Origin of the sequence: Mycobacterium sp., assembly GCF_040398885.1 — a bacterium.
Classification (GTDB): domain Bacteria; phylum Actinomycetota; class Actinomycetes; order Mycobacteriales; family Mycobacteriaceae; genus Mycobacterium.
In genome coordinates this window covers 1-9,876 of sequence record NZ_JBBATF010000117.1, presented here as the reverse complement: position 1 = coordinate 9,876, position 9,876 = coordinate 1, and the positions used below count along the sequence as shown (strand labels likewise).

Genomic DNA, 9,876 nt, shown 5'->3' with positions numbered 1-9,876 from the left:
CTGCATCTGGTCCACGACTGGAACCGGGAGTTCGTGCGCACCTCGCCGGCCGGCGCCCGCTACGAGGCGCTGGCCGCCGAGATCGACCGCGGCATGCGGTTCATGGCGGCGTGCGGGGTCAACGACCGCAATCTCGACACCGCCGAGATCTACGCCAGCCACGAGGCGCTGGTGCTGGACTACGAGCGCGCCATGCTGCGGCTGTCCGACGAGTTCCCCGCCCATTCCCCGGAGCCGCGTCTGTACGACCTCTCGGCGCACTACATCTGGATCGGCGAGCGGACCCGCCAGCTCGACGGCGCGCACATCGCCTTCGCCGAGGTGGTCGCCAACCCGATCGGGGTCAAGATCGGCCCCAACATGACCCCGGAGCTGGCGGTCGAGTACGTCGAGCGTCTCGACCCGCACAACCAGCCGGGACGGCTGACCCTGATCAGCCGGCTGGGCAACCAGAAGGTTCGCGATCTGCTGCCGCCGATCATCGAGAAGGTGCAGGCCACCGGCCATCAGGTCATCTGGCAGTGCGATCCCATGCACGGCAACACCCACGAGTCCTCGACCGGCTACAAGACCCGCCATTTCGACCGGATCGTCGACGAGGTGCAGGGCTTCTTCGAGGTGCACCGCGCGCTGGGCACCCACCCCGGCGGCATTCACGTCGAGATCACCGGCGAGAACGTGACGGAATGCCTCGGCGGCGCCCAGGACATCTCCGACACCGACCTGTCGGGCCGCTATGAAACCGCCTGCGACCCCAGGTTGAACACCCAGCAGAGCCTGGAGTTGGCGTTCCTGGTCGCGGAGATGCTGCGCGACTAGCGTCCCAGCAGTCCCTGGTAGTTCGTGCCCAGACTCCACGCCGCGGCCGCCACCAGGCCGTTGAGCACCAGCACCGCCAGCGCCCAGAACACCGCCGCGCGGCGGCTGCGCTGCCGGGCGAAGTGGAACTCCTCGATGTCGATCCCGGCGAATTCCCATGGCTCGCCGGGCAATTCGTCCGGGATGTCGTCATGGGCGAACTGGCGGGTTCCGTTGGGCAGGTACGGGTTCGCCGGGTTCGCCGGCGGATGACGGTGAACGACGGTCGCGGCGGCATGGCTCGCGGAGTTCTGCGGGGCGGGGACGCGGAAGGCCGGCAGCCCCAACTCCTCGGAGATGGCATGCAGTCGGGAACCCATCGCGGCGGCGTCCGGGAACCTGTCCCGGGGATCGCGCGCGGTGGCGCGCGCGACGAACTCGTCGAACTGCGGCGGCACACCGTCGATCGTCGAACTGGGCGGGGGAACGTCGCGGTCCAGTCGCTGGTGGGCCACGCCGAGCGCGTTATCGCCCCGGAAAGGCATTGTGCCGGTGAGTAATTCGAAGGTCAGGATGCCGGCGGAGTAGACATCGCTGCGCGGCCCGGTGGGCCGGCCCTCGACCTGTTCGGGCGAAAGGTACCCCGCCGTCCCGAGGATGACGCTCGTCGAGGTGATTCCCGCTTCGGCGATCGCCCGCACCAGGCCGAAGTCGACAAGCTTGACCTCGCCGTCGTCCGAGATCAGCACGTTCTCGGGTTTGACATCTCGATGCACCAGGCCCGCGCGGTGAGCCACCCCCAGGCCGCCGAGCACCGGGCGCAGCACCGCCGCCACGGCGTGCGGCGGCATCGGCCCGCGCTCCTGCAGCAGTTCGCGCAGTGTTCCGCCCTCGATGAGTTCCATCACCAGAAACGGATGCCTGGCGTCCTGCCCCTGGTCGTAGATCGCCACCAGGCCGGGGTGCTTCAGGTGCGCAATCGCGCGCGCCTCGCGCTGGAACCGGGTGAGGAACTGGTGGTCACCCGCGTAGCGGGAATCCATCACCTTCAGCGCCACCGGGCGCTCGAGTCGGACGTCGCGCCCGCGGTACACCGTGGACATCCCACCGCTGGCGATGGGGGCCTCGACGCGGTAGCGGCCGTCGAGGACGGCGCCGACGAGGGGGTCCGGCGTCACGGGGCTCATCCTAGGCCGACCAGGCGCCACATAGACTGAAGCGGTGAGCAGCATTCCGGCCGGTGAGGACGTCCTGGACCCCGACGAACCGGTCTATGACCTACCGACCGTCGCCGAGTTGCTCGGGTTGTCGGTAACCAAGGTGCACCAGCAGTTGCGGGACGGCCAGCTGGTGGCGGTGCGGCGCAACGGCATTCCGGTGGTTCCCCAGGCTTTCTTCGCCGTGGCCGAGTCCGGAAAGGTCGGCGTGGTCAAGACGCTGTCCGGTCTGTTGGCGTTGCTGCGCGACGGCGGTTACCGCGACGCGGAGATCCTGCGGTGGATGTTCACCCCGGACCCGACGCTGACCCTGACCCGCGACGGTGTGCGCGAACCGGTGGCCAACGCCCGGCCGGTCGACGCCCTGCACGCCCATCAGGCGCGGGAGGTGCTCCGGCGCGCGCAGGCCATGGCTTACTGAACACGGCCTACTGAACAGGGCTTAGTGAACCGGCCTACCGGGCGGCCCGGTCCGACTTGTCCAGGGCATACCAGGCCGCCACCGCGAAGGCCGTGGCCAGCAGCACGTGCAGCCAGTAGTACATCCCGTGCGAGCCGTCGGGCTTGAAGATCAACATGATCCACGTCGAGGCGCCCGCGATGAGTGCGACCGCCGACCGGGACTGGGCCAGGGCCGACACCACCGCCAGCGGCCAGGTGTAGTACCAGGGCAGCGCCGCCGGGACGAACAGCACGACCACCAGCATCGCCCAGGCGATGCCCTGCAGCGCCTCGCGGTCGGTGTGCCGGAATCGCCACCACAGCAGCGGAAGCGACACCAGGATTATCCCGACTCCGACCAGGCGCGCGACCCGGAGGAGCGCGTAGAAGTCGACCGGCAGGACGGACCCCAGCGCCGCGTCGGTGAGGTTGGTCAGCGCGGTGGGAACGGTGAGCCAGTTGATGATCCGCACCGATCCCTGCAGTGCGGTCAGCCAGCCGAGGCCGACGCCGGCCAGGCCGGAGAGCGCCCCGAAGACCGCGACGAAAGTGACCAGTGCGGTCACCCCGGCGAGAATGAAGGCTCGCAGACGATTGCCGCCGAGGTGGCGGACCCACACCCACACCATGAACGGCAAGGCCAGGATCGCGGTGGCTTTGATCGCGACCGCCACGGCGATCAGCGCGCATCCGGTGATGTTCCGGCCGGCGAAGATCAATGCGATGCCGGCCATCATCAGGCCCACCATCAGCATCTCGTTGTGCACACCACCGATCAGGTGGATTATCACCAGCGGGTTGAGCACGCAGATCCACAGTGCCACCGCGCCGTTGGCGCCGATGTGGCGGGCCACCCGCGGAGCGGCCCAGATCAGCAGTGCCAGTCCCGGCAGCATGCACAGCCGCAGCAGGACGGTTCCGGCGACCATGTCGTCCCCGACGACGACGGTCACGAACTTGGCGATCAGGATGAAGGCGGGGCCGTAGGGCGCGGTGGTGGTGGTCCACACCGAACTGACGTTGTCCAGCAACACATTCGGGTTCTCGATGGGCCCCACCACGTAGGGGTCGAAGCCGTCCCGCAGCAATGCGCCCTGGGCCAGGTACGAGTAGGCGTCCCGGCTGAACAGCGGAACGCTCAGCAGCATCGGCAGCAGCCAGAACCCCGTGGTGGCGATAATGGTGTACTCGCTGGTGGGCCGTCCGTCAAAGAGCCTGCGCCCCAGCCAGACCCATGCCGCCAGCATCACCAGGACGCCGCTCCACAGCACCAGCGATGAGATCACCAGGCCGTGGCCGAACCGCAGCCAGGACAGGTGCAACGCCTCCAGGAACGGGTCGTGGAGCCGGGTGCTGCCGGCCCCGAGTCCGCCGGCCGCGATCAGAGTGGCGCCGGCCAGTCCCAGCCGGGCCGGCCGGCTCTCGTCGCTGCGGGCGAACTCCCGCAGCCTGGCCGGTCCGGCCGGCGGTCGTGCCGTGGCGGGTGATGCGGACATCTGCGTCTAGGCCGACCGGTTGGCGGCCAATCCGGCGAGCTCGCTCAGGCCCTTCTTCGCCGGCGGGTTGATCGGCGCCTGCGCCAGGGCGTCCAGTGCGCGCCGGGTCAGCAGGCCGATGTGGTCCTCCACCGCGGCCAGGGCGCCGACCGACTCGATGACCGAACACAGTTCCCGGACCTGGGAATCGGTCAGGTCGGTGCCGACCCAGGAGCGCAGCCGGGCGGCGCCGCCGGGGTCGGTGCGCTCGGCCCGTTCGACGGCCTCGGCCAGCAGCACGGTGCGCTTACCGGACCGCAGATCGTCCCCGGACGGCTTGCCGGTCACGGCGGGGTCGCCGAAAACCCCCAGCACGTCGTCACGCAGTTGGAAGGCGACGCCGAGGTCGGTGCCGAAACCGTGGAACGCCGCCTGGATGTCGGGGCGATCGGCCGCGGCCGCCGCGCCCAGTTGCAGCGGCCGGGACACCGTGTAGGACGCGGTCTTGTAGGTGTTCACTCGCATGGCCGTCTCGATGGAGTGGGTGCCGCTGGATTCGGCGACGATGTCGAGGTACTGGCCGCCGAGGACCTCGGTCCGGATGTCGGACCACACCCGCCGCACCCGCCGGTGGGCATCCGGCGGGAGCGGTGCCGCGGAGACGATGTCGTCGGCCCACACCAGTGACAGGTCGCCGAGCAGAATCGCCGCCGAGCGGCCGAACTGCTCCGCCGAGCCGCGCCAGCCGAGGCCGCGATGCAGCTCGGTGAAATGCACATGGGCGGTGGGCATTCCGCGCCGGGTGGCCGAGTCGTCAATGACGTCGTCGTGCACCAGCGCGCAGGCGTGCAGAAGTTCCAGCGCGGAGAACAGCAGCAGCGCGTCGTCGTCGACCGGATCACCCGGCTGCGGGGTGACGGCACGGTAGCCCCAGTAGGCGAAGGCCGGGCGCAGGCGTTTGCCGCCGCGTAGGACGAATTCCTCGAGCGCCGCGATCAATCCGCCGTAATCGCCGCCCATGTAAGCGGCCTCGGCGCGGCGGTCGGCCAGATACCCCCGGAGTTGGTCGGTGACGGCGCCGGCCAGCTCGGCGGCCGACGGCGCTGCTGCTTGCAGGCTCAGCGCGAGGCCCCTTTCTCCCGGCGATCGTCGGGTCAGATCAGATTAGAGGTCTTCGGACTCGCCGGCGGCGGCGAACCGGGGTGAGGTCCGGTCGTGGTCACGCCAGGCCAGGGCGGCGACGATCGCGGCAACCAGGCACGCCGCCAGCCCGAGCCGGATCGCGGCGGCGGTGAACGATCGGGTGCTCGGGTCGGTGTAGCGGGACTGCGCGCTCATGATGGTGACGGTCCCGGGCTTCAGATTCCACTCCACGGTGCCGGTGTCGACCAGGTCGCCGTTGGTCGACGCCACCTCGCCGGGGAACGCGGCCCGGAATCTGACGTCGGCCTCGGGATCGGTGACGTTGGTCAGGTCCACCCGGCCCTCCAGGATCACCAGATTGCCGGCCCGGCGCAGCGCGATGTCCACACCGGCGGCATCGCGGCTGAGGTTGGCCAACTGCGGCACCTCGGCCAGCGTCAGATCGGCGAATCCGGCACGCGAGCCGACGTAGCCGTCCGCCCGGTAGGGCGAGACCGAGATCTTCTGACCCAAGCCCCCGATGTTCGGGTCGAACTGGGGCCCCTTGTCGTTGTCGTCCCGGGGCTTGACCGCCGCGATGACGTCCCCCGATACCAGGTCGTCCGGGGAGACCGTGATCGAGGCTTGCACGCGCAGACAACCGGTGAGCAGCGGTGCGGCGATCAGCAGCAGCGTCGCCAGCACCGGCAGGCGGGAGCGGTCACGGACGGCGGTCGGCACCGCATCATCGTGCCAGATTCCCCGCGGCGCCCCACCGCGGCGGCGGGCCGTGCAAGCGGGCCCTGCAAGCGGGCCTGCAATCGGTGGCCGCCCTACAGGGGCAGAGCGCGGCCGAGAATGGCGAAGGCCCGCGGGTCGCCGGAGAAGTGGTAGCCGCGGATGACGTCGGCGAACCCGAGCCTCCGGTACAGCCGCCAGGCCCGGTTGGGCTCGCCGCCGATCTCCGGGGTGGACAGCAGGACGTTGGCCTCGGATCGTTCGCTGAGCAGTCGGCGCACCAGCTCCTCGCCGAGGCCGCGGCCCTGTGCGCGGGGATGGATGTGCAACTCGGTGAGTTCGAAGTAATCGTTCATCAGCCGGCTGACCTCCTCCGACGGCAAGCCGAAATGGTGCAGTCCGCGCCGCACCTGCTGCTGCCACCACTGGTCCGGGGATCCGCGGTAGCCGTAGCCGACGCCCAGCAACGGCGCGGCGCGCAACTGATCCTCGGAGGGCGGTCGGGCGTCCCCGCCCGCGACGTCGACCGCGGCAACCGCCCGCCAGCCCGCGCGGCGGGTGTGTTCCAGCCACATCGGCGCCCGCTGGCTCTCGGTGCCGCGCGGATAGTGCATGGCGTCCACGTAGACCGTCAGGGCGTCTCCGAGGCGGGTTTGCATGTCGTGAGGCGACAAGTCGATCAGGAAGGTGGCCAACCTCCGTCCCCCCTTCGGTGCCGCGGTGTTCGTCGCCCGCTGTGTTCGTCGCCCGCTGTGTTCGTCGCCCGCGGCCTTCGTGCCCATTATGGTCGGCCGCCAGTGGAAAAATGCCGCGGAGATCGCCGGAATCGCTTTGCGGTGCGGCCGGCACAGATGACGGGGGTCTTACGGGCGCCCGGCCGGGCTGGTGCCGGACCGGCCGACGGCTACACTTTCGACGAACGCGGCCGAAAACCAGTGCTGAATCCGGGTGGTATGGGGCATCCCCACCTCGTATCATGTGATCAGGCGCCCGGTCTCAACCGCGGCGAGGAAACCGCGATCGGCCGATCGGCAGAGGGAGGGATGATGCCACTCTCCGAGCATGAGCAGCGAATGCTTGACCAGATCGAGAGCGCACTCTACGCCGAGGACCCCAAATTCGCGTCCAGCGTTCGCGGCGGCAATCTGCGAGCGCCGTCCGCTCGGCGGCGCCTGCAGGGCGCGGGCCTGCTCATTATCGGATTGGCCATGCTGGTCGCGGGCGTGGCGGTCAAGGCCACCATGGTTGCCGGCTTCCCCATCCTGTCGGTGCTGGGCTTCCTGGTGATGTTCGGCGGCGTGGTCTTCGCCGTCACCGGTTCGCCCGCCCGCGCCGGCCGGGGCGGCGGGGCGGCCGGTGGTTCCCGGCCGCCGCGACGCGGCAAGGGCGGCGCCGGCGGATCGTTCACCAACCGCATGGAGGACCGGTTCCGTCGCCGGTTCGACGAGTAGACCCGCTTCTGCGCTGAAAGCGCGCCCCGGTTCCGTCACTCCGCCGCGTCTCGCCGAAGTCGCGATCCGGACACTGTCTCGGCGCGTCCCGATGTGGCCGCCCCACCTTCCCCCACCATCCCGGGTAGGTCTTCAACTGGGCTGACGCCGTGTTCTGCGGAATTCCGGCGGTCTGCTGACCCTTGTTCGGCCTAATTTGGGGGGATTTTGGTCGTTTTCCGCCCAGGTTGTGGAGCAAAGTGGGGCATTGTGGGGTATCGTAGCGGGAGCGAAGTGGCCCGCGCTTCGCCGGCGTGATCAGGAGGTGCTGTGGATGTTCCTCGGCACCTACACGCCCAAGCTGGACGACAAAGGCCGGCTGACGCTGCCTGCGAAGTTCCGCGACGCGCTGGCGGGCGGGCTGATGGTCACCAAGAGCCAGGACCACAGCCTGGCGGTCTACCCCCGAACCCAGTTCGAGACACTGGCCCGACGGGCCGCGGCCACCTCGCGCAGCAACCCGGAGGCGCGGGCCTTCCTGCGCAACCTGGCGGCCGGCACCGATGAGCAGCACCCTGATTCGCAGGGCCGGATCACCCTGTCGGCCGACCACCGGCGCTACGCCGGTCTCACCAAGGACTGCGTGGTCATCGGGGCGGTGGACTTCCTGGAGATCTGGGACGCCCGGTCCTGGCAGGACTACCAGCAGACCCACGAAGAGAATTTCTCCGCTGCCAGCGATGAAGCGCTCAGCGACATCATCTGAGCCGCGCGCCGGTGCGGCGTGGTCTCTGCCCGAGCCGACCCTGGCGTACTTCCCCGACGCCAGGTTCGCCCACTCGGACAGGGACCTCGCCGCACCGGCGACTTACCGAGTGGGAGGCTGTGCAGTGGCAGACCGCACGGACCACGGTCACGTCCCCGTCCTGCTCGAGCGCTGCGTCGAACTGCTCGCGCCCGCGCTCACCCGCGCCGCGGCCGACGGATCCGGCGCGGTGCTGGTCGATGCGACGTTGGGAGCCGGCGGTCACGCCGAGCGCTTCCTGGAACGGTTCCCCGGCCTGCGCCTGATCGGTCTGGACCGCGATCCCGACGCGCTGGCCATCACCGGACGGCGGCTGGCCCCCTTCGGTGACCGGGTCACCCTGGTGCACACCCGCTATGACGGAATCGCGGAGGCGCTGCGTGAGAACGGCTTGGCTGCAACGGCTTCCGTCGACGGCGTGCTGTTCGACCTCGGCGTCTCGTCGATGCAACTCGACCGGCCCGAGCGCGGCTTTTCCTACGCCCAGGACGCACCCCTGGACATGCGGATGGATCGCGACGCCGACCTGACGGCAGCCGAGATCCTCAACACCTGGGACCGGAACCGACTCGCCGACGTCCTGCGCCGGTACGGCGAGGAGAAGTTCGCCGCCCGGATCGCCGGATTCATCGTCGAACGGCGCGCGCGGACGCCTTTCACCCGCACCGGTCAGTTGGTGCAGACCCTCTACGACGCCATTCCGGCGCCGGCCCGGCGGACCGGTGGCCATCCGGCCAAGCGCACCTTCCAGGCGCTGCGAATCGCGGTCAACGCCGAACTGGACTCGCTGAGCCAGGCGCTGCCCGCCGCGCTGGCCGCGCTGCGCCCGGCCGGACGCATCGTCGTGATGGCCTACCAGTCACTGGAGGACCGGATCGTCAAGACGGCCTTCGCGGCCGCGACTTCCTCCCGGTCCCCGGAAGGACTGCCGGTCGAATTGCCCGGCTACGGACCGGAATTCGTGGCGCTGACCCGCGGGGCTGAGCGGGCCGGCGCCGCCGAGGTGCAGCGCAACCCGCGCAGCGCCCCGGTTCGCCTGCGCGCGATCGAACGTTGCGATGGAGAGGTTTCGTAGATGAAGGTCGGGCACAAGCCAGCCAGCCGCACCGCCGCCGACGAAACCGCTCGTCGCAGGCACACCGGCCGTAGCGGCGCGGTGGAGGCGTCGTCGCGCAAGGGTAAGCGCCGCCCCCAGGAGCCACGCGCGCAGCGTCAGGGCCCGCAGACCGCGCCGGCCGGCCGGCCGGCCGAGCGTCCGGCCCGGCCGAAGAGCACCAGTCAGGCCAAGGCCCGCGCGAAGGCCCGTAAAGCCAAGGCTCCCAAAGTGATCCGGACGCCGCTACGGGAGCGGCTGCTGGCCAGGCTGGCGACCCTCGACCTCAGCCCGCGCAGCCTGGTGGCCAGAGTTCCGTTCGTGGTGCTGGTGATCGCCGCGCTGGCGCTCGGCTTGGGGATCACCCTCTGGCTGTCCACCGACGCCGCACAGCGGTCCTATCAGCTGGGAAATGCCCGGGCCCTCAACGACGCCCTGGCTCAGCAGAAGGAAGGCCTCGAGCGCGACGTCCTGGAGGCCCAGTCCGCCCCGGCGCTGGCCGACGCTGCGCGCAACCTCGGGATGATCCCGTCCCGGGACACCGCCCATCTGGTCAAGGATCCGGCCGGCAACTGGATCGTGGTGGGGCAGCCCAAGCCCGCCGAGGGCGCCCCGCCGCCTTCGTTGAACACCAAGCTGCCCGACGAGAAGCCGCCGGCCCCGGCCAATGCGGCCCAGGCGGCGCCGGCCGCACCCAAGCCGGGCGCCGCCGCGACGGGCGAGATCCCGGTTCTGCTGCCACCGCCGCCGGCAAGCC

Annotated in this window: 11 protein-coding genes; 6 read left to right on the top strand and 5 right to left on the bottom strand. The window is 70.1% G+C overall.

The genetic code is table 11. From position 1 onward, the window contains the following. The coding region (locus ADBZ5U_RS11545) for a 3-deoxy-7-phosphoheptulonate synthase (protein ID WP_526265527.1) at positions 1–819 on the top strand (819 nt) is incomplete at its 5' end. On the opposite strand, the gene ADBZ5U_RS11540 is transcribed toward ADBZ5U_RS11545, so the two are convergent. Next, positions 816–1,985 (bottom strand): protein kinase domain-containing protein, encoded by a 1,170-nt coding sequence (locus ADBZ5U_RS11540; protein ID WP_526265525.1) that lies wholly within the window; start codon positions 1,983–1,985, stop codon positions 816–818. The two genes, ADBZ5U_RS11545 and ADBZ5U_RS11540, sit on opposite strands and share 4 nt — an antisense overlap. Before the next feature lie 34 nt (positions 1,986–2,019). Here ADBZ5U_RS11540 and ADBZ5U_RS11535 point away from each other — a divergent pair, with 34 nt between their 5' ends. After that, a complete protein-coding gene (locus tag ADBZ5U_RS11535; RefSeq protein ID WP_526265523.1) occupies positions 2,020–2,436 on the top strand; it encodes an Rv2175c family DNA-binding protein in 417 nt (138 codons plus the stop codon). Between the two features lie 34 nt (positions 2,437–2,470). Here ADBZ5U_RS11535 and ADBZ5U_RS11530 read toward each other — a convergent pair whose 3' ends face one another. The 4 genes from ADBZ5U_RS11530 to ADBZ5U_RS11515 all read right to left on the bottom strand — a co-directional run bounded on the left by ADBZ5U_RS11530 (position 2,471) and on the right by ADBZ5U_RS11515 (position 6,486). Next, on the bottom strand, positions 2,471–3,952 hold the full coding sequence (locus ADBZ5U_RS11530) for an alpha-(1->6)-mannopyranosyltransferase A (protein WP_526265521.1): 1,482 nt from the start codon (positions 3,950–3,952) through the stop codon (positions 2,471–2,473). Between the two features lie 6 nt (positions 3,953–3,958). Beyond that, a complete protein-coding gene (gene idsA2, locus ADBZ5U_RS11525; RefSeq protein ID WP_526265533.1) occupies positions 3,959–5,047 on the bottom strand; it encodes a bifunctional (2E,6E)-farnesyl/geranyl diphosphate synthase in 1,089 nt (362 codons plus the stop codon). Between the two features lie 48 nt (positions 5,048–5,095). Further along, complete coding sequence (locus ADBZ5U_RS11520; RefSeq protein WP_526265519.1) at positions 5,096–5,794, bottom strand: LppM family (lipo)protein; 699 nt, start codon at positions 5,792–5,794, stop codon at positions 5,096–5,098. Between the two features lie 92 nt (positions 5,795–5,886). Beyond that, on the bottom strand, positions 5,887–6,486 hold the full coding sequence (locus ADBZ5U_RS11515) for a GNAT family N-acetyltransferase (RefSeq protein ID WP_526265517.1): 600 nt from the start codon (positions 6,484–6,486) through the stop codon (positions 5,887–5,889). A gap of 351 nt (positions 6,487–6,837) precedes the next feature. Here ADBZ5U_RS11515 and ADBZ5U_RS11510 point away from each other — a divergent pair, with 351 nt between their 5' ends. The 4 genes from ADBZ5U_RS11510 to ftsL all read left to right on the top strand — a co-directional run. Further along, a complete protein-coding gene (locus tag ADBZ5U_RS11510) occupies positions 6,838–7,242 on the top strand; it encodes an SCO2097 family morphological protein (RefSeq protein WP_526265531.1) in 405 nt (134 codons plus the stop codon). A 313-nt stretch (positions 7,243–7,555) separates the two neighbouring features. Further along, entirely contained in the window at positions 7,556–7,987 is a 432-nt protein-coding gene (gene mraZ / locus ADBZ5U_RS11505) for a division/cell wall cluster transcriptional repressor MraZ (protein WP_526265529.1), read from the top strand. Next, positions 7,962–9,101: a 16S rRNA (cytosine(1402)-N(4))-methyltransferase RsmH gene (gene rsmH / locus ADBZ5U_RS11500; RefSeq protein WP_526265515.1), complete on the top strand. Its 1,140-nt coding sequence runs from the start codon at positions 7,962–7,964 to the stop codon at positions 9,099–9,101. The genes mraZ and rsmH overlap by 26 nt, the downstream gene beginning before the upstream one ends. Beyond that, a partial coding sequence (gene ftsL / locus ADBZ5U_RS11495) for a cell division protein FtsL (RefSeq protein WP_526265513.1) occupies positions 9,102–9,876 on the top strand: 775 nt, incomplete at its 3' end.

What these genes read in the sequence shown, in the direction of transcription:
- rsmH (WP_526265515.1), top strand. Translation starts at nt 7,962, where the DNA reads ATGAAGCGCTCAGCGACATCATCTGAGCCGCGCGCCGGTGCGGCGTGG.
- mraZ (WP_526265529.1), top strand. Translation starts at nt 7,556, where the DNA reads ATGTTCCTCGGCACCTACACGCCCAAGCTGGACGACAAAGGCCGGCTG.
- ADBZ5U_RS11510 (WP_526265531.1), top strand. Translation starts at nt 6,838, where the DNA reads ATGCCACTCTCCGAGCATGAGCAGCGAATGCTTGACCAGATCGAGAGC.
- ADBZ5U_RS11530 (WP_526265521.1), bottom strand. Translation starts at nt 3,952, where the DNA reads ATGTCCGCATCACCCGCCACGGCACGACCGCCGGCCGGACCGGCCAGG.
- ADBZ5U_RS11540 (WP_526265525.1), bottom strand. Translation starts at nt 1,985, where the DNA reads ATGAGCCCCGTGACGCCGGACCCCCTCGTCGGCGCCGTCCTCGACGGC.